This window comes from Nocardioides sp. TF02-7, from assembly GCF_022437945.1.
GTDB lineage: Bacteria > Actinomycetota > Actinomycetes > Propionibacteriales > Nocardioidaceae > Nocardioides.
This window is the reverse complement of record NZ_CP092535.1, coordinates 241,290-264,225: the sequence shown is the minus strand read 5'-3', so window position 1 is coordinate 264,225 and position 22,936 is coordinate 241,290. Positions and strand designations below refer to the sequence as shown.

Annotated in this window: 20 protein-coding genes and 5 pseudogenes; 22 read left to right on the top strand and 3 right to left on the bottom strand. The window is 73.9% G+C overall.

The window, feature by feature from the left end:
• The 3 genes and pseudogenes from ffh (at position 1) to MF408_RS01420 (ending at position 3,083) form a co-directional block, all read left to right on the top strand.
• Positions 1-1,584, top strand: a pseudogene (gene ffh / locus MF408_RS01430) (signal recognition particle protein).
• Between the two features lie 14 nt (positions 1,585-1,598).
• On the top strand, positions 1,599-1,967 hold the full coding sequence (locus tag MF408_RS01425; RefSeq protein WP_240249975.1) for a hypothetical protein: 369 nt from the start codon (positions 1,599-1,601) through the stop codon (positions 1,965-1,967).
• 42 nt (positions 1,968-2,009) lie between these two features.
• Positions 2,010-3,083 (top strand): amidohydrolase family protein, encoded by a 1,074-nt coding sequence (locus MF408_RS01420; RefSeq protein WP_240249974.1) that lies wholly within the window; start codon positions 2,010-2,012, stop codon positions 3,081-3,083.
• Here MF408_RS01420 and MF408_RS01415 read toward each other — a convergent pair.
• Positions 3,074-3,625, bottom strand: coding sequence for a hypothetical protein (locus MF408_RS01415; protein ID WP_240249973.1), 552 nt, complete (start codon positions 3,623-3,625; stop codon positions 3,074-3,076). The genes MF408_RS01420 and MF408_RS01415 overlap by 10 nt on opposite strands.
• Positions 3,626-3,827: 202 nt before the next feature.
• Here MF408_RS01415 and rpsP point away from each other — a divergent pair, with 202 nt between their 5' ends.
• The 6 genes from rpsP (at position 3,828) to MF408_RS01385 (ending at position 7,843) form a co-directional block, all read left to right on the top strand.
• On the top strand, positions 3,828-4,373 hold the full coding sequence (gene rpsP / locus MF408_RS01410) for a 30S ribosomal protein S16 (protein ID WP_240249972.1): 546 nt from the start codon (positions 3,828-3,830) through the stop codon (positions 4,371-4,373).
• A gap of 4 nt (positions 4,374-4,377) precedes the next feature.
• Complete coding sequence (locus MF408_RS01405; protein ID WP_240249971.1) at positions 4,378-4,617, top strand: RNA-binding protein; 240 nt, start codon at positions 4,378-4,380, stop codon at positions 4,615-4,617.
• A 99-nt stretch (positions 4,618-4,716) separates the two neighbouring features.
• Positions 4,717-5,262, top strand: coding sequence for a ribosome maturation factor RimM (gene rimM, locus MF408_RS01400; RefSeq protein ID WP_240249970.1), 546 nt, complete (start codon positions 4,717-4,719; stop codon positions 5,260-5,262).
• Entirely contained in the window at positions 5,259-6,209 is a 951-nt protein-coding gene (trmD, locus tag MF408_RS01395; RefSeq protein ID WP_240249969.1) for a tRNA (guanosine(37)-N1)-methyltransferase TrmD, read from the top strand. Before rimM ends, trmD begins: the two co-directional genes overlap by 4 nt.
• Positions 6,097-6,423 carry a GNAT family N-acetyltransferase gene (locus MF408_RS01390; protein WP_240251578.1) on the top strand — a complete coding sequence of 109 codons (327 nt, stop codon included), beginning with the start codon at positions 6,097-6,099 and terminating at the stop codon, positions 6,421-6,423. Before trmD ends, MF408_RS01390 begins: the two co-directional genes overlap by 113 nt.
• 196 nt (positions 6,424-6,619) lie before the next feature.
• On the top strand, positions 6,620-7,843 hold the full coding sequence (locus MF408_RS01385) for an ammonium transporter (RefSeq protein WP_240249968.1): 1,224 nt from the start codon (positions 6,620-6,622) through the stop codon (positions 7,841-7,843).
• Between the two features lie 76 nt (positions 7,844-7,919).
• Here MF408_RS01385 and MF408_RS01380 read toward each other — a convergent pair whose 3' ends face one another.
• The gene (locus tag MF408_RS01380) at positions 7,920-9,143 is read right to left on the bottom strand and encodes a Fic family protein (protein ID WP_240249967.1); all 1,224 of its coding nucleotides are present in this window, start codon (positions 9,141-9,143) and stop codon (positions 7,920-7,922) included.
• Positions 9,144-9,340: 197 nt separating this feature from the next.
• On the opposite strand from MF408_RS01380, the gene rplS reads away from it, so the two are divergent.
• The 13 genes and pseudogenes from rplS (at position 9,341) to MF408_RS01315 (ending at position 22,277) form a co-directional block, all read left to right on the top strand.
• Positions 9,341-9,706: a 50S ribosomal protein L19 gene (rplS, locus tag MF408_RS01375; RefSeq protein ID WP_240249966.1), complete on the top strand. Its 366-nt coding sequence runs from the start codon at positions 9,341-9,343 to the stop codon at positions 9,704-9,706.
• 201 nt (positions 9,707-9,907) lie between these two features.
• Positions 9,908-10,480, top strand: a pseudogene (lepB, locus tag MF408_RS01370) (signal peptidase I); the annotation flags it as partial.
• 147 nt (positions 10,481-10,627) lie between these two features.
• Positions 10,628-11,359, top strand: coding sequence for a ribonuclease HII (locus MF408_RS01365; protein WP_240251577.1), 732 nt, complete (start codon positions 10,628-10,630; stop codon positions 11,357-11,359).
• A 70-nt stretch (positions 11,360-11,429) separates the two neighbouring features.
• Entirely contained in the window at positions 11,430-12,158 is a 729-nt protein-coding gene (locus tag MF408_RS01360) for a hypothetical protein (protein ID WP_240249965.1), read from the top strand.
• A 129-nt stretch (positions 12,159-12,287) separates the two neighbouring features.
• Complete coding sequence (locus MF408_RS01355) at positions 12,288-13,574, top strand: glycoside hydrolase family 15 protein (RefSeq protein ID WP_240249964.1); 1,287 nt, start codon at positions 12,288-12,290, stop codon at positions 13,572-13,574.
• A 30-nt stretch (positions 13,575-13,604) separates the two neighbouring features.
• Complete coding sequence (locus tag MF408_RS01350; RefSeq protein WP_240249963.1) at positions 13,605-13,913, top strand: DUF2469 domain-containing protein; 309 nt, start codon at positions 13,605-13,607, stop codon at positions 13,911-13,913.
• A gap of 138 nt (positions 13,914-14,051) precedes the next feature.
• Complete coding sequence (locus tag MF408_RS01345) at positions 14,052-16,322, top strand: TadE/TadG family type IV pilus assembly protein (protein WP_240249962.1); 2,271 nt, start codon at positions 14,052-14,054, stop codon at positions 16,320-16,322.
• Positions 16,319-18,016: a hypothetical protein gene (locus tag MF408_RS01340; protein WP_240249961.1), complete on the top strand. Its 1,698-nt coding sequence runs from the start codon at positions 16,319-16,321 to the stop codon at positions 18,014-18,016. Before MF408_RS01345 ends, MF408_RS01340 begins: the two co-directional genes overlap by 4 nt.
• A gap of 114 nt (positions 18,017-18,130) precedes the next feature.
• Positions 18,131-18,502, top strand: coding sequence for a YraN family protein (locus tag MF408_RS01335; protein WP_240249960.1), 372 nt, complete (start codon positions 18,131-18,133; stop codon positions 18,500-18,502).
• Positions 18,502-19,482 (top strand): annotated as a pseudogene (locus tag MF408_RS01330) (ATP-binding protein); the annotation flags it as partial. The gene MF408_RS01335 and the pseudogene MF408_RS01330, both read left to right, overlap by 1 nt.
• An 82-nt stretch (positions 19,483-19,564) precedes the next feature.
• Positions 19,565-20,113: an ATP-binding protein gene (locus MF408_RS24715; RefSeq protein WP_275693422.1), complete on the top strand. Its 549-nt coding sequence runs from the start codon at positions 19,565-19,567 to the stop codon at positions 20,111-20,113.
• On the top strand, positions 20,110-21,273 hold the full coding sequence (gene dprA / locus MF408_RS01320; protein WP_240249959.1) for a DNA-processing protein DprA: 1,164 nt from the start codon (positions 20,110-20,112) through the stop codon (positions 21,271-21,273). Before MF408_RS24715 ends, dprA begins: the two co-directional genes overlap by 4 nt.
• Before the next feature lie 58 nt (positions 21,274-21,331).
• Positions 21,332-22,277 (top strand): annotated as a pseudogene (locus MF408_RS01315) (tyrosine recombinase XerC).
• A 150-nt stretch (positions 22,278-22,427) separates the two neighbouring features.
• Here MF408_RS01315 and MF408_RS01310 read toward each other — a convergent pair.
• Positions 22,428-22,583 (bottom strand): annotated as a pseudogene (locus tag MF408_RS01310) (M23 family peptidase); the annotation flags it as partial.
• Positions 22,584-22,936: the final 353 nt, after the last annotated feature.

Here is a 22,936-nt window from a genome sequence, read left to right as displayed (position 1 = left end):
GTGTTCGCCACCCTCTCCGACCGCCTGGCCGAGACGTTCAAGAACCTCCGCGGCAAGGGCCGGCTCTCCGAGGCCGACATCGACGCGACCGCCCGTGAGATCCGGATCGCGCTGCTCGAGGCCGACGTCGCGCTGCCCGTCGTCAAGGAGTTCGTCGCGGCGGTCAAGGAGCGGGCGCGCGGCGAGGAGGTCAGCCAGGCGCTGAACCCCGCCCAGCAGGTCGTCAAGATCGTCAACGACGAGCTCGTCACCATCCTCGGCGGCGAGACCCGCCGGCTCCGGTTCGCCAAGAGCGGGCCGACCGTCATCATGCTCGCCGGCCTCCAGGGCGCCGGCAAGACCACGCTCGCGGCCAAGCTCGCCCTCTGGCTCAAGGAGCAGGGCCGCACGCCGATGCTGGTGGCGGCCGACCTCCAGCGCCCCAACGCGGTGCAGCAGCTGCAGGTCAACGGCGACAAGGTCGGCGTACCCGTCTTCGCCCCCGAGCCCGGCAACGGCGTCGGCGACCCCGTCGGCGTGGCGAGGGCCTCGGTCGACGAGGCGAAGCGCCGGCTCCACGACGTCGTCATCATCGACACGGCCGGCCGCCTCGGCGTCGACGCCGAGATGATGTCGCAGGCCGCGGCGATCCGCGACGCCGTGCAGCCCGACGAGGTGCTGTTCGTCGTCGACGCGATGATCGGCCAGGACGCGCTGACCACCGCGCAGGCGTTCCTCGACGGCGTCGGCTACGACGGCGTCGTCCTCACCAAGCTCGACGGCGACGCCCGCGGCGGCGCCGCGCTCTCCATCCGCCAGGTCACCGGCCGGCCGGTCATGTTCGCCTCCTCGGGCGAGAAGATGACCGACTTCGACCTGTTCCACCCCGACCGGATGGCGTCGCGGATCCTCGACATGGGCGACATGCTCACCCTGATCGAGCAGGCCGAAAAAGACGTTCGACCAGGAGCAGGCGCTCAAGGCCGCGCAGAAGCTCACCGGGCAGGGCGGCGAGTTCACGCTCGACGACTTCCTCGAGCAGATGCAGCAGGTCAAGAAGCTCGGCTCGATGACCAAGATCCTCAAGATGCTGCCCGGCGCGGGGCAGATCCGCGAGCAGCTCGAGAACTTCGACGAGCGTGAGATCGACCGGGTCGAGGCGATCATCCGCTCGATGACCCCGGCCGAGCGGGCGAACCCGAAGATGATCGACGGCTCCCCGCCGCGCCCGCATCGCCAAGGGCTCCGGCCGCACCGTCTCCGACGTCAACAACCTCGTCGACCGGTTCTTCGAGGCGCGCAAGATGATGACCCAGATGGCCCGCGGCGGCGGGATGCCCGGCATGCCGGGGGATGCCGGGCATGCCCGGCATGCCGATGGGCGGCGCGGGCGGCAAGAAGGCCAAGGCCAAGCAGAAGAAGGGCAAGGGCGGCCAGCGCCGGTCCGGCAACCCGGCCAAGGCCGCGCAACAGGCCGCGGAGGCGAAGAAGAAGAGCGAGGAGCGGGCAGCGAACCCGTTCGGGCTCCCCGGCGAGGAGATCGACTACGAGGCCGCGGCCGCCAACCTCGACCTGCCCAAGGACTTCTCGAAGTTCCTCAAGTAGGGCGGGGCGCCCCGATGACGACCGTCCTCATCGTCGACGGCGCCAACGTGGTCGGCGCGCGGCCCGACGGCTGGTGGAAGGACCGTGCCGGGGCGGCGCGGCGGCTGCACGAGCAGCTGCTCGTCGCCGACGTGCCCCACGACGTGGTCGTGCTGGTCCTCGAGGGCGGTGCGAAGGGCGGCGTCCGCGCCGGGCGCGACGCCCACGTCCGCACCGTCCACGCGCCCCGGGACGGCGACACCACGATCCTCGCCGAGGCCCGGGCGGCCGGCGAGCGCGGCGAGCAGGTCACCGTCGTCACCGCCGACCGGGCCCTCGACGCCCGGGTGGCCGGGGTCGGCGCCACCACCGTCCGGCCCACCTGGCTGCTCGACCGCCTCTGAGGGCCGGGCCGGTCCGGAGGCGTCTCCGCTACGGTCGGGGGCGTGAGTGCGCTGCGGTTCACCGGTCCGGTCCTGCCCGACGGCGAGGTGCAGGAGCTGTTCGTCGTCGACGGACGCATCACCTACGAGAAGCAGCGCGGCGCCGACACCGCCGCGGAGGGCTGGATCCTCCCGGGGCTGGTCGACGCCCACAACCACCTCGGGCTCGAGGACGGGGGAGCGGTCGACGACGCCGAGACCGAGCGGCAGGCGGTCGCCGACCGCGACAAGGGGGTGCTGCTCCTGCGCGACTGCGGGTCGCCGGCCGACACCCGGTGGGTGCACGAGCGCGAGGACCTGCCCCGGCTGATCCGCGCCGGCCGCCACGTCGCCCGGACCCGCCGCTACCTCCGCAACTACGGCGTGGAGGTGGAGCCGGCCGACCTGGTCGCCACCGTCGCCGAGCAGGCGGCCGCCGGCGACGGCTGGGTCAAGCTGGTCGGCGACTGGATCTCGCGGGAGGAGGGCGACCTCGCCCCGTCGTTCCCGCCCGACGCGGTCGCCGCCGCGATCGAGGCCGCGCACGAGGCCGGGGCCAAGGTCACCGCCCACTGCTTCGGCAGCGACTCGCTCTCCCCGCTCCTCGACGCCGGCATCGACTGCATCGAGCACGGCACCGGGCTGCGGGAGCACCACATCGAGCAGATGGCCGCCGGCGGGGTGGCGCTGGTGCCGACCGTGCAGCAGACCGACAAGTTCCCGCAGTACGTCGAGGCCGGGCGCGACAAGTTCCCCGCCTACGCCGCCACCATGGATCAGCTGCACCGGCGGCGCCGCGACGTGCTGATGGCCGCGTTCGACGCCGGCATCGAGCTCTACGTCGGCAGCGACGGCGGCGGCACCGCGCGCCACGGCTACCTCCACGAGGAGATCCGGGCGATGGTCGACATCGGCCTCCCCGCCGACTACGTCGTCGGCGCCGCGTCGTGGCGCGGGCGCGCGTGGCTGGGGTGGAACGGCGGCCTGGCCGAGGGCGACCCGGCCGACTTCGTCGTCTACCCGCGCAACCCCGTCGAGGACCTCGGCGTGCTCGCGGAGCCGTCGTACGTCGTCCTGCGCGGGCGCCGCTATCCCTGAGCGCCGCCGGGCGCGGCCGGGCGCCGGCTGCCGCTGCGGCGCACCAGGCCGACGACGAGGAGCACCAGGCCGGCCAGCCCGAGGAGCACCGCGACGAAGACCGACCCGACGGTGAGGCCGACCGTGACCGGCACGGACGGCACCGGGCCCACCCGGGCCTCGGCCCCGGGAAGGGTGCTCTCGCAGACGAGCACCAGGCTGCCGTCGCCCGAGTCGAACCGGTTCCGCGCCGTCCAGCCGTTGACCGTGAGCTCGCCGCCCACCGCGTCGGTGTCCACGAGGTGCCGCGTCTCGTCGGGCTCCTCGCCGGGGGGCGGGTCGAGCACGACACAGCCCACCTGCTCGTCCTCCCGTGTCCAGACGCCCTGGTCCTCCCCGGGCGCGACCTCCACCACGTGCGGCCGTCCGTCCGCGGGCACGTCGACACGCTCGCCCACGACCGCCCGCCACGCGACGACCAGCCCGCCGACGAGCACCACCGGTGCCAGCACCACGAGGACGATGCCGAGCACGAGGACGCGGGTCCCAGGTCTGCTGCTCATGCGCCGAGCATGCCCGGCCGAAGGGGTGGGATGCCGGATTTCGGACTCGCCGACGGCGTCTGGCACACTTGGCCGCTGAGTTCTGCGTCGGACGGACCCTCTCAACCGGCCGTGCGCAGCGCCCACCGAGTCCGATCGCCGGTTCCCCACCTGGTCGGTCGCGTCTCACCCCACCTCAAGTTCTCAAGGAGACACCACAAACGTGGCCGTCAAGATCCGTTTGAAGCGCCTCGGCAAGGTCCGGGTGCCGCAGTACCGCATCGTCGTCGTCGACTCCCGCAAGAAGCGCGACGGCAAGGTGATCGAGGAGATCGGCAAGTACCACCCCAAGGAGGACCCGTCGTACATCGACGTCGTCTCCGACCGGGCGCAGTACTGGCTGGGCGTCGGCGCGCAGCCGAGCGAGGCCGTCGAGGCCATCCTCAAGGTCACCGGCGACTGGCAGAAGTTCCGCGGCGAGTCGGGCACCGAGGGCACGCTGAAGGTCAAGGAGCCCAAGCGCGACAAGCTCGAGATCTTCAACGAGGCGCTGCGCGAGGCCCAGGGCGAGCCCAAGGGCGACGCCGTGACCGGCCGCAAGAAGTCGGACAAGTCCGACAAGGCCGAGAAGGCTGACAAGTCCGAGAAGGCCGAGAAGGCCGACGAGCCGGAGAAGACCGACGCCGAGCCGAAGGCGGAGGAGGCCCCGGCTGCCGAGGCGCCGGCCGAGGAGCCCGCCGCCGCGACCGAGTCGACCGACGAGGCCTGAGGCCGTGCTCGCCGACGCGCTGGAGCACCTGGTGCGCGGGGTCGTCGACAACCCCGACGACGTCGTGGTCCGCGACAAGCAGCTGCGCCGCGGCTCCGTGCTCGAGGTGCGGGTCCACCCCGACGACCTCGGCAAGGTGATCGGGCGGGGCGGCCGCACCGCGACGGCGTTCCGCACCGTGATCTCGGCCCTGGCCGGCAACGGCGGCACCCGGATCGACTTCGTCGACGTCGACCGGCGCTGACCTGTTGAGTAGGGACTTCCTCAGCGTCGAGTGGGGGCTCCGGCCCCCACTCGATGCTGATTTTTCCCCTGCTCGAGAGCGAGAAAGTCCCTACTCGACATGATCGAGGTGGTCGTCGGCAGGATCGGCAAGCCGCACGGGCTCCGCGGCGAGGTCACCGTCGACGTGCGCACCGACGAGCCGGAGCGGCGGTACGCCGCCGGCGTGCGGCTGCTCGCAGAGGCGCCGCGCGGGTCGGCGTTCGGCCACCCCACCCTCACCGTCGCGCGGGCCCGCTGGCACCAGTCGGTGCTGCTGGTGACGTTCGAGGAGCTGGCCGACCGGACCGCCGCCGAGAGCGCCCGCGGCGTCGTGCTGCGGGTCGAGGTGGCCGACGACGAGCGGCCCGAGGACCCCGACGAGTTCTACGACCACCAGCTCGAGGGCCTCGCGGCCCACGACGTCGACGGCACCCACCTCGGTGAGGTGGTGGGCCTGGTCCACGGCGCCCAGGACCTCCTCCGCATCCGCACGACCGACCGCCGCGAGGCGCTGGTGCCCTTCGTCGCGGCGCTGGTGCCGGAGGTCGACCTCGACGCCCGCCGGGTCGTGATCGCCGACCGGCCGGGGCTGGTCCGGCCGCTGCCGGACGAGGAGCCCGGGTGAGGATCGACTACCTCACCATCTTCCCCGACTACCTCGCACCGCTCGGGCTGTCGCTCCCGGGCCGGGCGGCCGCCGACGGGCTGGTCGAGTTCCACGTCCACGACCTGCGCACGTGGACCCACGACCGGCACCGCACCGTCGACGACACGCCCTACGGCGGCGGCGCCGGCATGGTCCTGAAGCCCGAGCCGTTCGGCGAGGCGCTCGACGAGCTGGCCGTCGACGGCGCGACGGTCGTCGTGCCGACCCCCGCCGGCCGGCCGTTCACCCAGGCCGCCGCCCGCGACCTCGCGACCCGCGAGCGGCTGGTCTTCCTCTGCGGGCGCTACGAGGGCATCGACCAGCGGGTGCTCGACCACGTCGCGGCGCGCGCGGAGCTGGTCGAGGTGTCGCTGGGCGACTACGTGCTCAACGGGGGCGAGGTGGCCGCGCTCGCGGTGACCGAGGCCGTGGTCCGGCTGCTCCCCGGGTTCATGGGCAACGCCGCGTCGCTGCTCGAGGAGTCCCACGAGGACGGGCTCCTGGAGTACCCCGTCTACACCAAGCCGCAGAGCTGGCGCGGTCACGAGGTGCCCGCCGTGCTCCGCTCGGGTGACCACGCGGCCGTCGCCGCCTGGCGTCGCGAACAGGCGCTGCACCGGACCGTCGAGCGCCGGCCCGACCTGCTGCCCCCGTCGCTGCTCGACGACGGCACCCCCGATCGTGCGGGCGGCGCCGGCCGACGCCGGCGAGCTGCACACCCTGCAGCTGGCCTGCTGGGTGTCGGAGGCGGTGGCCAACGACCGACTCGACATCGACGCCATCCACGAGACCGTCGCCGACGTGCGCGGCTGGCTGGGGGAGTGGGAAACCTACGTCGTCCGTCGGGCCGGCCGGCTGGTCGGTGCTGCCCGGGGCCGCCTCGAGGGCGACACCTGGGAGATCGGCCGGATCATGGTGGCCCCTGACCTCAGGGGCCAGGGGACGGGCCGCCGGCTGCTCGAGCACGTCGAGGCGGTCGCGCCGCCCGCGGCGACGTCGTACGTGCTCTTCACGGGTGCCGCGAGCACCCGCAACCTGCGCTTCTACAAGAGGGCCGGCTACCGGCTGCGGCCCGACCTGGACGGGCCGCCGGGCGCGGTGGTGCTGTCGAAGCGCCGCCGCGCACCCGCGGCGGGCTGACGCCCGGGGCGACGTCCGGGCGTCCGCCGGCGCCCGCCAGACGTTCACACGACGGACACACGTCCGGAGGACCTGTAACGCGCCCGAAACCTCGATCGGCGTCCGGTGAAACGCGGCGCCGCAAGCATGCGGCGAAACGTGGAGGAGCAACGGTGCTGCCCCGCGCACCACTCCCGAGACACAAAGAGGTTGGGCAATGGATCTCGATCTTGCATGGCAGCTGCTGTGCGCGGCCCTGGTCATCTTCATGACCCCGGGCCTGGCGTTCTTCTACGGCGGACTCGTGAAGTCCAAGTCCGTCGTGTCCATGATGATGCTGAGCTTCGGCTCGATGATGATCGTCACGATCCTGTGGGTGCTCTACGGCGCCAGCGGCATCGGCGCGATCAGCGAGCCCAACCAGCTGGTGGGCAACCCGTTCCAGGACTTCGGGCTCACCGAGCTGATGTCGGGCATCGGTGAGGGCGAGGCCGGGAACGCGTTCGGCGGGATCGCCTTCGGCGCCTCGTTCGCCATCATCACCGTCGCCCTGATCTCGGGCGCGGTCGCCGACCGGGCCCGGTTCTGGCCCTGGATCCTCTTCGCGGGGATCTGGGTGACCCTCGTCTACTTCCCGGGCCAGGCCTGGGTGTGGGCGTTCGACGACGAGGGCCCGCTGGGCTGGATCCTCGGCAAGGGCGTCCTCGACTGGGCGGGCGGCACGATCGTCCACCAGGCGGCCGGTGCCGCGGCCCTCGCGCTCGCGCTGGTCCTCGGCCGCCGCAAGGCCGGCTTCTCCAAGGAGGAGGCGCAGCCCCACAACGTGCCGCTGGTCCTCATCGGCGCCTCGATCCTGTGGTTCGGGTGGTTCGGGTTCAACACCGGCGTCTACGGCGCCGACCTGGGCCAGACCAGCCTGATCTTCCTCAACACGCTGATCACCCCGGCCGCGGCGATGCTCGGCTTCCTCGTGGTCGAGCAGCTCAAGGACGGCAAGGCCACGGCGGTCGGCGCCGCGTCCGGCATCGTCGCCGGCCTGGTGGCCATCACCCCCGCCTGCGCCCACCTCGACCCGGTCTGGGCGCTGCTGCTGGGCGTCATCGCCGGTGCGGTCTGCTGCTTCGCGATCGACCTCAAGTACGTCCTCGGCTACGACGACACGCTCGACGTGGTCGGCATCCACCTGGTGGCCGGCTTCATCGGCTGCGTCTACCTCGGCTTCTTCGCCACCGTCGGCGGCGAGGGCGTCCTCATGGGCGGCGACTTCGAGTTCCTGTTCTGGCAGGTCGCCTCGTCGCTGATCGTCATCGCCTGGGCGTTCGTCGTGGCGTTCGCCGTCGGCTGGGCGATCGAGAAGACCGTCGGCTTCCGCGCCAAGGAGGAGGACGAGCTCGCCGGCATCGACCAGGTGCTGCACGGCGACGGGTACGCGATCAACTGATCCACGGCTCCGACACTCCACGGACCGACACAGGCAGGCCCGCTCCGGACACCGGGGCGGGCCTGCTGTCGTCGCTCTAGGTCGCGCGCAGCCGCCGGCTCGCCGCCTGGATCCTGAGGCTGAGGTCGTGCACCTCGCCGAGCACGTCGCGGGCCAGCCAGACGGGTGCCCGGCGGGAACGAGGGGAGCGGGTGAGGACGCGGGCCCGCTCGAGCCGGTCGACCGCGTCCTGCGCCGTCGCCTCGTCCGCGTCGATCCGCCCGGCGACCAGGTCGACGTTGACGATCGGCTCCTCGGTGAGGAGGTCGAGCAGCCGGTGCAGCGGGGTGCCCGGCCGGGAGCCGCCGACGGCGTCGTGCCAGCGCGCGCGGATGTCGCGGAGGTTGGCCGCGGTGCGCCACGACTCGCCGGTCGCGACGCTCGTGGCCGAGGCCAGCATCGCCACGAGCGTGCGGGCATGGCCGCGGCGGTAGTCGCCCAGCGCGGCGAAGTAGCGGTCGCGGTCGGCGACCAGGGCCGACGCGACCGGCACGGTGAGGTGGCGGGTGGCGCGCCGGCGGCGCAGCACCGCGTGGATGAGAGCGCGTCCGATCCGTCCGTTGCCGTCGATGAACGGGTGGATCGACTCGAACTGCGCGTGCACGATCGCCGCCTGCGCGAGCACCGGCATGTCGTCGCGGTTGGCGAAGGCGACCAGGTCCTCGAGGTAGTCGGTGACCGTCTCCGGGGGCGGAGGCACGTGCAGCGCGTCGCGCGGGGAGAAGTCGCTGCCGCCGATCCAGTTCTGCACCGTGCGCAGCCGCCCCGCCCGCGGGGCCTCGTCGGGGTGCCGGCGGAACAGGTCGCCGTGGGCCGCGAGGACGGCCTCGAGGCGGATCGAACGTGTGGTGTCGGCGTCGCGGATCATCCGGGCGAGCGCCGCCGTCGCGGAGGCCATCGACACCGCGGACGCGTTGGCGCCCACGCCGAGGAGCGCCCGTCCGTAGTCGGCCAGGCTGGCGTCGACGTTCTCGATCTTGGAGGAGTCGACCGACTCCGTGCGCAGCTGGAGGTGGTTGAGCTCCTCGAGCGTCCGGCCGTGGACGAGGTCGAGGTGGCCGAGCCCGCCGATGCTCGCCGTCGTCATCGCCGCCAGCGGCCGGTCCATCGGGTAGTCCAGGTCGCGGATCATCGGCGGGATCGAGACGGCGACCTCGTCGAAGCGGCGGTCGGCCCGCGGGCCGCGGGACACCCGCTGGCGGTACGGTCGGTGCTCGGTCGTGTGCGGCGCCCAGTCGAGCGGTGGGCCGGCGTCCGTCACGGGCGCCATCCTCCCAGGCCCACCGCCGTCGCGGGGGAGCACCGCCGATTACCGCGGCGGCCCGCCGCTGTGCGATCATCTCCAGTCGGCGCCGCGGACGCTTCTGCCACAGGGGAACCGTCGTACCGCGCGCCGCAGCACCGAAGATCACGCCCCCGACATCCGCGGCTGACCTGTGGCACTCGCGAGGAGCCATCATGAGCAACGTCCCCACCCCGTCCATCGTCGCCGAGCTCGGCAACGCCGCGAAGCGCGAGGACATCCCCGAGTTCCGCGCCGGCGACACCGTCAAGGTGCACGTCAAGGTCGTCGAGGGCAACCGGTCGCGGGTCCAGGTCTTCCAGGGCGTCGTGATCCGCATCCAGGGCAGCGGCGTCGGCCGCACCTTCACCGTCCGCAAGGTCTCCTTCGGCGTCGGTGTCGAGCGGACCTTCCCGCTCCACTCGCCGATCTTCGAGACGATCGAGGTCGTCACCCGCGGCGACGTCCGCCGGGCGAAGCTCTACTACCTGCGCAACCTCCGCGGCAAGGCCGCCAAGATCAAGGAGCGTCGCGAGGCCTGAGCGGCGTCGCCGCCGGACACCGTCCGGCGTCTGCCTAGACTCCCCTCGTGACCAAGGACCCCGCCGGCGCCGAGCCCTCCGCGATGCGGTCGGACGACCCGTCGGCGGCTCGCCCTGCGGCCGAGCCGGCGCCCCCCGGAGCCGCCGGCCGACGCGAACCGCGGGAAGCGCAAGGACCGCAACGACCGCAAACACCTCCCGGTGTGGCAGGAGAGCATCCTGCTGCTCGGGGTGGCGCTGGTCCTCGCGGTGGTCATCAAGTCGTTCTTCGTCCAGGCGTTCTACATCCCGTCGCCGTCGATGCAGCCCGGGCTGGTGGAGAACGACCGGATCCTCGTGCAGAAGGTCTCGTACTGGTTCGGCGGCAGCCCGAGCCGGGGCGACGTCGTGGTGTTCGAGGACCCCGGGGAGTGGCTCACCGGCGAGGAGCCCGAGCCCACCGGCCTCACCAAGGTGCTGTCGAAGGTCGGGCTCTATCCCACCGGCGGCCACCTGGTGAAGCGCGTGATCGGCGTCGAGGGCGACGTCGTCGAGTGCTGCGACGACCAGGGGCGGATCCTCGTCAACGGTGAGCCGGTCGACGAGAGCGACTACGTCGCCCGGCCGCCCAAGGCCGACCGCGGCGGCTGTGTCGCCCGCTACCCCGGCCTCGGCTGCGACTGGTCCGTCGGCCCGATCCCGGAGGGCAAGCTCTTCGTCCTCGGCGACAACCGCGGCGCGTCCGCCGACTCCCGTGCCCACATGTGCCCCGAGGACGCGGAGACGTGCACGAAGAGCCCGTGGGTCGACACCGACCTGGTGGTCGGCAAGGTGTTCGCGCTGGTGTGGCCGCAGGACCGCTGGACCTGGGTGAGCAACCCGGGCGCGTTCGACGCCGTCCCCGACAGCCCCCGGCGACCGACTGACGGGGCCGTCACTGCGATGTCGACGCTGCCCAGGGGAGCGACGGTACGACGGGACGCCGGGCTCTACGGCTACGAGCGCGCCCTGCGCCGGCACGGCATCGAGCCCGTCGCCGGCGTCGACGAGGCCGGCCGCGGCGCGTGTGCCGGGCCGCTGGTCGCCGGCGCCGCGATCCTGCCGGCGGGCAAGGCGGGCATCGTGCCCGGCCTCGCCGACTCCAAGCTGCTGACCGCCCGGGCACGGGAGCGCTGCTACGACGAGGTCGTCCGCCGGGCGGTCGCCTGGTCGGTCGTCGTCGTCCCGCCGGAGGAGTGCGACCGGCTCGGGATGCACGTCGCCAACGTCGAGGCGCTGCGCCGGGCGGTCGCCAAGCTCGAGGTCGCGCCGGCGTACGTCCTCACCGACGGCTTCCCGGTCGACGGGCTCGGCGCGCCCGGCCTCGCGGTGTGGAAGGGGGACCGGGTGGCGGCCTGCGTGGCGGCCGCGTCGGTGCTGGCCAAGGTCACCCGCGACCGGCTGATGGACGAGCTGCACGACCAGTGGCCCGCCTACGACTTCCGGACCCACAAGGGCTACATCACCTCCGCCCACTCCGAGGCGCTGGTGGCGCACGGCCCGTCGCCGATCCACCGGATGCGGTTCGTCAACGTGCGCCGAGCGGCGGGCCTGGAGGAGGTCGTCGTCGAGGTCCACGAGGAGGCGGAGGAGGCGGCGGCGAGCGTGGTCGGGGAGGTCGACGCGCTGCGCTGACCGCGCGCCCGGGCGCGCCGTTTGCCCGCCGCCGCCACGGGTACCCCCACGCCTACTGGTGGGAGGCCCCATGTCGCCGAGAACGCTTGCCGGAACCCTCGCCCTCGGAGTCGCGCTCAGCGGCGTCCTGTCCGTGCCGGTCGGCACCGCGTCCCCACCACCGCCCCCGGACACCGGCCGCAAGCACACGTGGACCGAGGCCGACAAGACCGGCTTCGGCACGGCGCGCACCCGGCGGAGCAACGTCTGGTTCACGCTGCAGCGGGGCCGGACCAGCGAGGTCTTCTACCCCGACCTCTCGACGCCGAGCGTGCGCACCCTGGAGCTGATGGTCAGCGACCGGCGACGCAGCTTCCTCGACCGCGCCTCCCGCGACATGCGCACCACCGTGCGCCGCCCCGACGCCCGCAGCCTGCGGTTCACCCAGGTCCACGTCGACCGGGACGGCCGCTACCGGCTCACCGAGACCCACCTGACCGACCCCGCCCGCGACACCTACGTCGTCCGGGTGCGGCTGGAGTCGCTCGACGGCGGCCGGTACCGGCTGCACGTCGCCTACGACCCGGCCCTCGCCAACGGCGGGATGGACGACCGGGCCCGCGCCCGGGGCAGGGCGCTGGTCGCCCACGACGAGCGGGTGAGCTCCGCGCTGGTCGCCCGGCCGCCGCTGGCCCGGCTGCGCAACGGCCTCGCCGGCAGGGCGGGGAGAGCCGCCGGCCCGCCGGCCCCGGCAACGTCGTCCAGACCGCCGAGCTGCCGCGGGTCAACGGGCTCCCCGGCCGCCGGACCGCCACGCTAGCCCTCGGGTTCGGCCGGCGGCCCGCCGCCGCGCTGCGCACCGCCCGCGAGACCCGGCGGACGGCCTACAGCGCCGTCGAGACGGCGTACGACCGCGGCTGGCACCGCTACCTCGCCTCGCTGCGCGACGTTGCCGGAGAGCGCGGCGACGGTCGAGGACGAGTACCTCGCGTCCGCGCTGGTGCTCGCTGCCGCGGAGGACAAGCTCAACCCCGGGGCGCTGGTCGCCTCCCCGTCGGCGCCGTGGGTCTGGGGCAACGAGGTGCCCGACCTGAGCTCGCCGTCCGGCGCCTACCACCTGGTCTGGGCCCGCGACTCCTACGAGTTCGCCACCGCGCTGTGGGCGGTCGGCGACCGGGCGGCCGCCCGACGGAGCGTCCGGTGGCTGTTCGGCGTCCAGCAGCGCCCGGACGGCTCCTTCCCGCAGAACTCCGACGTCCGGGGGCGCCCGGTCTGGGGAGAGCTCCAGCTGGACGAGGTGGCGCTGCCGATCACGCTCGCCTGCCTCGTCGGCAGCAGGGACCGGGCGACCTGGCGGGGCGTGCGGAAGGCAGCGGGGTTCATCACCCGGTTCCGCGACGAGGAGACCGGCCGGCGGGCGCCGTACACCCCGCAGGAGCGGTGGGAGAACCAGGCGGGCTACTCGCCGAACTCGATCGCCGCGCAGGTCTCCGGGCTGGTGTGTGCCGCCCACCTCGCCCGCGACCGCGGACGGCGCGACCTGGCCCGCACCTGGCTGCGGAAGGCGGACCGCTGGCAGCGGCGCCTCGACGACTGGACGGTCACGACCAACGGCCCGCTGAGCGACGCGCCGTACTTCCTGCGGCTCACCAAGGACGGCCGGCCCGACCGCGGGACCCGGTACCCGATGGGTGACGGCGGCCCGCGCAGCATCGACCAGCGCCGGGTCGTCGACCCCAGCTTCCTCACCGCGGTGCGGTTCGGGCTGGTCCCCGCCGACGACCCCGCGGTCGTGAACACGCTCGCGGTCGTCGACGACCGGCTGCGCGTCGACACCCCCCACGGCCCCTACTGGCACCGGTTCGACCACGACGGCTACGGCGAGACCCGCAGCGGCGGCGAGTGGCGGATCACCGAGCCCGGGACCTTCCGGACCCTGGGCCGCGCGTGGCCGATCCTGACCGGCGAGCGCGGCGAGTACGCCGTCGCGGCGGGGGAGGACGCGACGACGCTCCTCGAGGCCGTGGCCGCCGCGGCCGGCCCCTCCGGGATGATCTCCGAGCAGGTGTGGGACGGCCGGCCGCCGACCGGGCGCCCGTGCTGCCCGGCCGGCGAGGGGACGCGTGCCGCCACGCCGCTCGTCTGGTCCCACGCCGTGCTCGTGCGCCTGGCCTGGTCGATGGAGCGCGGCGAGCCGGTGGACCGCCAGGACCTGGTGGCGAGGCGGTACGACTGACGCAGACGACCCGGGGCTAGAGTCGACGGTGTGAGTGCCGAGGAGCTCGAGAAGTACGAGACCGAGCAGGAGCTGACGCTCTACCGCGAGTACCGCGACGTGGTCGGCATCTTCAAGTACGTCGTCGAGACCGACCGGCGCTTCTACCTCTGCAACTCCGTCGACGTGAAGGCCCGCACCGAGGCCGGCGAGGTGTTCTTCGAGGTCACCATCAGCGACGCCTGGGTCTGGGACATGTACCGCCCGGCCCGGTTCGCCAAGAACGTGAAGGTGCTGACGTTCAAGGACGTCAACGTCGAGGAGCTGGCGACCTCCGACATCGAGCCGCCGAAGGCCTGACGAGGGGTAGTCCCTACTGACTAGACGCCGTGGCGAGCGGCCATATTCGTCGCGAGCGCGTGTCCGGGGCCCTGCATCGTGGCTACGCTCGCAGCGGCATCACGTGGGGGATGTCGAAGGAGCTAGGTGGGAGGGCCGATGGCACGTCGAACGCTGCTGTCCGCAGTGACCGGACGGACGGGCCGACGTCGGGGTTCTGACGACGGGGCCGCGGCGGTCGAGTTCGCGCTGATCCTGCCGATCCTGATGTTCCTGGTCTTCGGCATCATCAGCTTCGGCTACATGCTGAGCTTCCGCCAGGCCATGAGCCAGGCGGCCGCGGAGGGCGCTCGTGCCGCTGCTGTCGCCCCGTCGGGCACGCCGGCCGGCACCCGCCAGGCCGACGCCGCCGCCGCGGTCGACGACGCGCTCGGCAGCTACGGCGTCTCGTGCAGCGGCGGCAGCCTCACCCACGCCGGCGGCCCGTCCGGCACCTGCTCGATCGAGATCAAGAGCTCCTGCACGTCCGGCCCGGCGGGGAGCAGCGTGCGCCGAGGTGACGCTGGTCTACCCCTACCGCGACAACAGCCTGCTGCCGGGCCTGGGTCTCAACATGTTCATGCCCGAGCAGCTGGAGTACGTCACCGAGGTACGGATCTCGTGACCGGTCGGATCCGGTCGTCGGTACGACGGCGTCTCGCCGTCCACCGCGACGAGCGCGGCGCCGTCGGCGTGTTCGTCGGCGTGTTCCTGTCGCTGGTGATGGTCGGCGTCGGCGCCATCTCGATCGACCTCGGGATGCAGCGCGTCGCCCGGCGCGACATGCAGGCGCTCGCCGATGTCCTGGCGCTCGACCTGGCCCGTGAGATCAACGGCCGGACGCAGGCGCAGCTCGCTGCCGAGGGCGACCCCGGCAACCCGGGCAGTGCGGTGAGCCAGAGCGTGGCGCGCAACGACCACGCCGTCGGCGAGGGTCTCGACGTGGAGGTCGACTGGGGCTCCTACACCGGAGGCGTGTGGAACACCGCCACCGAGCCGCCCAGCGCCGTCAAGGTCACCGCCTCGACCGACGTGGAGTACTCGTTCGCGGACGGCGACGGGTCGGCCACCCGGACGGCGTACGCGACCGCCGCGAGCACCGCCTGCTTCCGGCTGGGCTCCTTCGTCGCGGCGATCGACTCCGGCGACGGCACGGTGCTCGGCCCCCTCAACGACCTGCTGGGCGTCAACCTGAGCCTCGTCAGCTACAAGGCACTGGCCGCCGCGGACGTCACGCTCGGCGAGCTGGCGGCCAACCCGCGGATCGGCAGCCCCGACGCGCTCCTGACCGGCGCGGTCACGTTCCGCGACCTGCTCCTCGCGACGATCGACGTGCTGCGCAACGAGGCGACCGGCAACCAGGCCGCCATCACCGCCCTCAACTCGCTGGTCAACGTCGCCGCCTCGGTCGGCTCGATCCGTCTCGGCGACGTGCTCCACATCGCCCCGGGCGACAGTGCGGCGCTCGACGTCGCGCTCCGCGTGCTCGACCTGGTCGCCTCCGCGCGGGTCGCGACCGGCGAGCACTTCATCGACATCCCCAACCTGCATGCCGGCGTCGCCGGACTCGGCAACCACATCAGCGGGTCGCTGTCGGTCGTCTCGGCTGCGCAGATGGCGTGCGGCACGCCCAACTCCACGGGTGCGACGGCGAAGAACGCGCAGGTCAGCGGGACGCTGGGCCTGGACTTCTTCAACCTGCCGAGCCTCAACCTCGGCATCGGCACCCTGCAGACCGCGAAGGGAGACGGCTCCCTGGTCATCGAGATCGGCACCGGTACGGGCCAGCTGGTCTCGCCGCCGCCGGTCTACTGCGGGTCCGGGACCGCGGCCGACCCGCACCGGTTCGCCGTCCGCGTGCTGACCGAGCTGGCGTCGTACCGGCTCGACATGAACCTCACGGTCGAGGGCGACCTCAAGGTCTCCAGCCTGCTCGGCCTCGGTCTCGGCGACCTGCTGGACAGCATCCTCGGCGGCATCCTCGGCAACAAGAAGGAGATCGAGATCAAGCTCGCGCTGCGGGTCGGCACCACCGCCGACCCGGGCGGGTCGATCGCGAACCTCTCGCTGCCGCCCAACGACAAGACCCCGGTCGAGACCGGCTCGTCGATCTACCTTGATCCGAGCCGGATCCTGCCCGACATCCTCTCGGTCAAGATCGGGGGCAAGACGATCACGGACCTGCCGCTGGTGCGGCCGCTGACCGACCTCGTCGTCGATGCGCTGACCGGCGTGGGCAACCACTTCGTCCGGAAGACCGTCGCCCCGCTCCTCGACAACCTCGACGAGATGTTGATCGGGCCCGTCGCCCGGATGCTCGGCCTGCGGTTCGCCGGCGCCGACGTCTACGCGGTCGGTGCGGTCTGCGGCCGACCCAACCTGGCCGGATGAGCCGACGCGACCAGGGCGACCGGGGTGCGGTCGCCGTCATCACCGCGGTCGTGGTGAGCATGGTGCTCCTCGCCGTCGCCGCCGTGGCGGTCGACCTCGGCGTGCAGCGGGTGGCCCGGCGGGACATGCAGGCACTGGCCGACGTGGTGGCCCTCGACCTCGCGCGGTTGCTCGACGGCCGGTCCGCCGGCGAGGTGCGCGCGGGCGCCGGCGGCGCGCCGACCCTCGCGGCTGCGCTCGACGCGAGCGTCGCCCGCAACGACGACCACACCCTGGGCGGGGTCGCCGACTGCGGCGGCTCGTGCGTGTCCGCCTACCTGGTCGACCTCGACGACGGCGGCGACTACGCGACCTCCGCCGACGGCACGCCGGTCGAGGTCGCCACCGGTGCCGCGCCCGAGGCGGTCGTCGTCCGCGCCCGCACCGAGGTCGACTTCGCCTTCGGCCTCGGTGTCAGCGGGAGCGCCCAGCGCTCGGCGGTCGCCACCGGCGGCGAACCCGCGGTCTGCTTCTCCGTCGGCACCAAGACGCTCACCCTCGACACCAGCGGGAGCGCGCTCGGGCCGCTCCTCGACCACATCCTGAAGGTGAACCTCTCCGCCGTCGGCTACTCCGGCATCGTGGACCTCCGCAACGTCCACGTCCCGCTCGCCGACCTCCTGGTCGAGCTCCAGGTGGGGTCGCCCGGCGAGCTGGCGTCCACGAACGTCGGGCTGGCCGACTTCATCGTCGCCGCCGCCGACGTGCTCCGGGCGCACGGTGACCCGGCGAGTGCCGCGATCCTCGAGGCGATCCGGCTCGGCGTCACCGGGCTCGCGGTCAACCTCGGCGAGATCCTCGCGCTCGACACGGGCACGGACCTGGCAGGCCTGACCGCCGACATCAACCTGCTGGACATCCTCGGGGTGGCGGTCGTCGCTGCCAACGGCGACCACGCGCTCGAGGTCGCGATACCCGGCCTGGCCGAGGTGTCGATCATCGAGCCTCCGCGGATCGCGTGCGGCAAGGAGGGCGCCCGGGCTCACTCCGCCCAGGTCCGGCTGCACGTGGACGCGGCCCTACCCACCGGTCCCGGACTGCTGGGCGGCCACGTCGACCTCGCGATCGAGGTCGGCTCGGGCACCGCGACGCTGACCCGGCTCGCGTGCACGCCGGAGGCGGTCGGGCTCGACGTCACCACGGCCGGCGTGGCGGTGCTGCCGCCCAGCAGGGGGCGTTTCGGCCAGGTGGGCCTGGAGATCACGCTCGCGAAGTTCCTCGAGCCCCTCGGGTTCCTCGGAGCGCCGCTGGTGCTGGCGATCAAGCTGCTGGGGCTCGACAAGGTCGGGCTCGACGCACGCGTGACCGGCTCGGTCGCGAGCGCCAGCGGACATCGAGAGGTCAGCTTCCCACCTGCTCCGGCGCTGCCCGACCCGGTGGTGGTCGGCAGCGAGTCGGTGCTCGACCTGACCGGCGCCCAGGTGCGGCTGGCGACAGGGCAGGCGGGTCTTGCTTCGCTCCTCGCGGGGATCCTGAACCCCGTGCTGTCTGCGCTGCTCGACGGTGTGGTGAGGCCGCTGGTGAACTCGGTGGTCGACCCCGTGGTCTCGGCAGTGCTGAACCCGCTGCTGGAGCTGCTCGGGATCCGGCTGGGTGTCGCAGAGGTGTCGCTCCTCGGCCGGCCGGGCTGCACCGCGGTGCGGCTCGTCGGCTGACGGCCCACCAACCGTCCACAGCCCGGCCCGGGGCCCGGGTTCTCCACAGCCGTGCGCTCGGACGGTCGCCGTTCGTCCTCGCCCGCCGCCACGCTGGCGGCGAGGAGGTCGGACATGACGGAGACGACGGCAGCGGCCCGGCAGGCGCTCGGGGCCTACGGTGAGAACGTGGCGGCCCACCACCTGCAGGAGCGCGGACTGGTGCTGCTCGAGCGCAACTGGCGGTGCGACGAGGGCGAGATCGACCTGGTGCTCCGCGACGGCGCCACGCTGGTGGTCTGCGAGGTCAAGACGCGCACCAGCACGGTGGCCGGCACACCGCACGAGGCGATCACCGACGACAAGCTCGCCCGGCTGAAGCGGCTGGGGGAGCGGTGGGCCCACGAGCGGGGCGCGCAACCAGACGGCATCCGGATCGACCTGGTCGCCGTGCTGCGACCCCGGCGCGGACCCGCGGTCGTCGACCACGTGGCGGGGCTGACCTGATGGGCGTCGCCGGCGCCCGGGCGGTCGTGCTCAACGGTGCCCTCGGGCACCTGGTCGACGTCCAGGCCGACGTGTCGCGGGGGCAGGCCGGGTTCACGCTGGTCGGCCGGGCCGCGCCCTCGGTGCGCGAGGCCCACGACCGGGTGCGGATGGCGGTCCTCAACAGCGGGATGGAGTGGCCCTCCGCCTACCGCGTGACGGTGCTCCTGTCGCCGGCGGACCTGCCGAAGTCCGGCACCCACCTCGACCTCGCGATCGCGCTCAGCGTGCTCGCCGCCGACGGCAGTCTGGAGCCCGGGAAGCTCGACCGCACCCTGTTCGTCGGCGAGCTCACCCTCTCCGGCGGCCTCCGGCCGGCGTTCGGGGTGCTGCCGATGGTGCTGGCCGGCGTCGAGCACGGTCTCACCCGTGTCCTCGTGCCCGAGCCGCAGCAGGACGAGGCGATGATGGTGCCGGGCGTCGAGGTGCACGGCGTCCGGTCCCTCGCCCAGGCGGTGGCCCTGCTCAACGACGAGGAACGACCCGACGCGCCGCCCGTCGCCGCCTCGTCGGGCACCCAGCTGCTGACCTGGCGCGGCGACGAGCGGCTCGACGAGCTCGACCTCGCCGACCTGCACGGCATCGACGACGTGAAGGTCGCGGTCGAGGTCGCCGCCGCCGGCGGGCACTCCATCCTGCTGTCCGGCCCCAAGGGCGCCGGCAAGACCAGCATCGCCGAGCGGATCCCGACGATCCTCCCCGACCTGACCCGCGAGGAGTCGGTCGAGCTGACCGCGGTGCACTCCCTGGCCGGCACCCTCGACCCGGCCCGCGGCATGCTCACCCGGCCGCCGTACGCCGCGCCCCACCACGACGCGAGCAAGGCGAGCATCGTCGGCGGCGGCCACGGCCAGGTGCGGCCCGGCGAGATCTCGCGGGCCCACCTCGGGGTCCTGTTCCTCGACGAGTTCCCGCTGTTCCGCGCCGACGTCGTCGACGCCCTGCGGCAGCCGCTCGAGAGCGGCGACATCACGGTCGCCCGGCAGGAGGAGTCGGTGACCCCTGCCCGCGCGGGCGCTGCTGGTGCTGGCCGCCAACCCGTGCCCGTGCGGCGACTACTCCAGTGTCCCCGGGCTCGACCGGTGCAAGTGCCTCGAGCGGCTCCGCCGCGCCTACCGGCGCAAGCTGGAGGGGCCGATCGCCGACCGGCTCGACATCACCCGGCACGTGGTCCCCGTGCGGGGGTCGGGCGACGCCGAGTTCGTGCGGCCCGAGCCGTCGGCGGTGGTCCGGAGCAGAGTCCAGGCCGCGCGCGACCGCCAGCACCTGCGCTACGCCGGCCGCGGCTGGCGGCTCAACGCGCACGTGCCGAGCCAGGTGCTCAAGCGCGAGTGGCCGGTGACGCCCGAGGCCGCGCGCCTGGTCGACCACCACGCCTACCAGGGCCGGCTCAGCGCCCGCGGCGCCGTGCGCGTGATGCGGGTGGCGTGGACGATCGCGGACCTGCGGTCGGTGCGCTCGGGCCGCGACGTGCGTCCGGGGGTGGACGAGGTCGACGCCGCGCTGCGGTTGCGCACGGGCCAGCCGCTGGACCTGCGGCAGTTCCGGGGCGAGGCGACGGGCGCCCGATGAGCGACGAGGAGCGGTTGGCACGGGTGACGCTGAGCGTGGCCGGCGAGCCGGGGGACTACCGGCTGCTGGGACTGGTCGAGCAGCTCGGCGCGGTCGAGGCGCTGCGGGCGATCGCGACGCCCGGGCAGACCGAGCTCTTCCGCGCGGTGTCGTCGCGGCTGCCGCAGGTCGACCCGCACCGCGCCCTGGAGACCGCAGAGCGGGTGGGCGTCCGGTTCGTCACCCCGGCCGACGCCGAGTGGCCGGAGCAGCTGGCCGACCTTGCCCACGCCGGCCTGCTCCACGAGCGGGGCGGCGTCCCGATCGGCCTGTGGGTCAAGGGGCCGATGCGGCTCGACGAGCTGGCGGGCTCGGTGGCCGTGGTCGGCTCCCGGTCGGCCACGTCCTACGGCGAGGACGTCGCCCGCGACGTCGCGGCCGAGCTCGGGCTCGCCGGCGTCCCGACCGTCTCCGGCGGCGCCTACGGCATCGACCACGCCGCCCACCGCGGTGCCGCCAGCGTCCGGGCGCCGACCGTGGCCGTGCTGGCGTGCGGCCCCGACCGGGCCTACCCGCTCGAGCACCGCGAGATGCTGGCCTACCTCGCCCGGGAGCACGCGGTGGTGTCCGAGGCACCGGTCGGCGCGTCGCCGCACCGGATCCGGTTCCTGGCGCGCAACCGGCTGATCGCGGCGCTCACCCGGGGCACGCTCGTGGTGGAGGCCGCCTACCGCAGCGGCGCGCTGAGCACCAGCCACTGGGCGCAGCGCCTCAACCGGGTCGTCATGGCCGTGCCCGGGCCGGTGACGAGCGCGACGTCGGAGGGTGCGCACGGCCTGATCCGGAGGGGAGCGGCCACCCTGGTGACCCGGGGCGCCGAGGTGCTCGAGCTCGTCGGCGCCGCCGGCGAGCACCTGCTCACCGAACCGCGCGGGCCCGAGAACGAACGCGACCGGCTGCCCGTGAAGGCACGCCAGGTCCTCGACGCCGTGCCGGTGGGGCGGGGAGCGACCGCGGAGTCGATCGCGGTCGTCGCCGGGCTCGACGTGGTCGACGTGCAACGAGCGCTGACGAGGCTCGAGGCCGGCGGGTTCGTGGAGCACGCGCCGGGCGGCTGGGTGCTGACCGCGGCCGGCCGGGCGAGCCCGTCGAGGCCGGCGCCGGTGCGCGGTAGCCGCTGACCCGGCGCACCGGCCGGCCTCCCGGCCGTCCGGTGCCACCGGTCCTACGCTCGGTCCCGTGAGCGAGGACGTCGAGGGGCCGGAACAGGGGCTCCCGGAGGCGTTCGCGGAGCTCCTCGCCTCCTACGAGCGGCACCTGGTCTCCGAGCGCGACCTCGCGCCGCACACCGTCACCGCCTACCTCGGCGACGTGGCCGGGCTGCTCGACCACGCCCACCGGCTGGGGATCACCGCCGTCGACCGGCTCGACCTGCGGGCGCTGCGGAGCTGGCTCGCCAAGCAGCAGACGACCGGCCGCTCCCGGACGACGATCGCGCGCCGCGCCACCTCCGCACGCGTCTTCACCGCGTGGCTCGCGCGCACCGGGCGGACGCCCGCCGACCCGGGGGCGGCGCTGGGCTCGCCCAAGCCGCACCGCACGCTGCCGAACGTGCTGCGGGTCGACGAGGCCCGAGCGCTCGTCGAGGCCGCGACCAGGCTCGCCGACGACGGCAGCCCGACCGGCCTCCGCGACGTCGCGATGCTGGAGCTGCTCTACGCCACCGGCGTCCGGGTCGGTGAGCTGTGCGGCCTCGACGTCGACGACGTCGACCGTGACCGCAACGTCGTCCGGGTGCTCGGCAAGGGCCGCAAGGAGCGGAGCGTCCCGTTCGGCCACCCCGCCGCCGCGGCCCTCGACGCCTGGCTCCGCGACGGCCGCCCGCAGCTGGCCCGTCCCGGATCCGGTCCGGCGCTCTTCCTGGGCGTCCGCGGCGGCCGCATCGACCAGCGCGCCGTGCGCACCCTCGTCCACCGCCGGATCGCCGACGTGCCAGGTGCCCCGGACCTCGGTCCGCACGGCCTCCGGCACACCGCCGCGACCCACCTCCTCGAGGGCGGGGCCGACCTGCGGTCCGTGCAGGAGCTGCTCGGCCACGCGTCCCCTCGCGACCACGCAGCGCTACACCCACGTCACGACCGACCGGCTGCGCCGCGCCTACCAGCAGGCGCACCCGCGGGCGTAGGGGAGCAGCCCCCACGGGGTCGTCGCGCCACAGCGGCAGCAGCCGCACCGGCCCGGCGCCGACGATCAGCAGCGGGTCGAGGTAGACGTCGTCGGCGTTGCGGATCCAGCCCCAGTGCAGGCAGGCGCGCGGGAGGCAGTGCGAGCCGGGCACGAGCAGCCGCCCGATCGGCGTGCCCGCCGCCACCCGCCGCCCGACCGGGACACCGGCCGCCACCGGCTGGTACGTCGTGCGCGTCGTGCCGTGGTCGACGACGACCACACCCCTCCCCGCGATGGTGCCGGCGAAGCTCACGGTGCCGGCCATCGCCGCCCGGACCTGCTGGCCGGGGGAGCCGAGCAGGTCGACACCCCGGTGGCCCGGCCCGTAGGGCGAGTCCGGTGGGTCGAGGTGCGCCACGACCGCGGGCGTCGGCCGGAGCGGCCAGACGCCCGAGGCAGCCGGCTCGGGGACACCCGGCGCCACGGGCACCGGGGCGCCACCGGCCGGCGACGGTGGCAGCAGCAGCGCCAGGACGAGCGCGGCCGGGAGCAGCACGATGGATCGCATGCCGCCACGGTGCAGGCCGGTGCCGACCACGGCGAGTCGTGCCCCGCTCCGTTGTGGACGACGCGACCCCCGTGGCGGGGCTGTGGACGGTAGCCGGGCCGTCCGGCTCA

Bases quoted from the DNA above. Each gene is read 5' to 3' on its own strand.
- MF408_RS01425 (WP_240249975.1), top strand. From the start codon at position 1,599: ATGACGACCGTCCTCATCGTCGACGGCGCCAACGTGGTCGGCGCGCGG.
- MF408_RS01415 (WP_240249973.1), bottom strand. From the start codon at position 3,625: ATGAGCAGCAGACCTGGGACCCGCGTCCTCGTGCTCGGCATCGTCCTC.
- rimM (WP_240249970.1), top strand. From the start codon at position 4,717: ATGATCGAGGTGGTCGTCGGCAGGATCGGCAAGCCGCACGGGCTCCGC.
- MF408_RS01385 (WP_240249968.1), top strand. From the start codon at position 6,620: ATGGATCTCGATCTTGCATGGCAGCTGCTGTGCGCGGCCCTGGTCATC.
- rplS (WP_240249966.1), top strand. From the start codon at position 9,341: ATGAGCAACGTCCCCACCCCGTCCATCGTCGCCGAGCTCGGCAACGCC.
- MF408_RS01365 (WP_240251577.1), top strand. From the start codon at position 10,628: ATGTCGACGCTGCCCAGGGGAGCGACGGTACGACGGGACGCCGGGCTC.
- MF408_RS01360 (WP_240249965.1), top strand. From the start codon at position 11,430: ATGTCGCCGAGAACGCTTGCCGGAACCCTCGCCCTCGGAGTCGCGCTC.
- MF408_RS01345 (WP_240249962.1), top strand. From the start codon at position 14,052: ATGGCACGTCGAACGCTGCTGTCCGCAGTGACCGGACGGACGGGCCGA.
- MF408_RS01340 (WP_240249961.1), top strand. From the start codon at position 16,319: ATGAGCCGACGCGACCAGGGCGACCGGGGTGCGGTCGCCGTCATCACC.
- MF408_RS01335 (WP_240249960.1), top strand. From the start codon at position 18,131: ATGACGGAGACGACGGCAGCGGCCCGGCAGGCGCTCGGGGCCTACGGT.
- dprA (WP_240249959.1), top strand. From the start codon at position 20,110: ATGAGCGACGAGGAGCGGTTGGCACGGGTGACGCTGAGCGTGGCCGGC.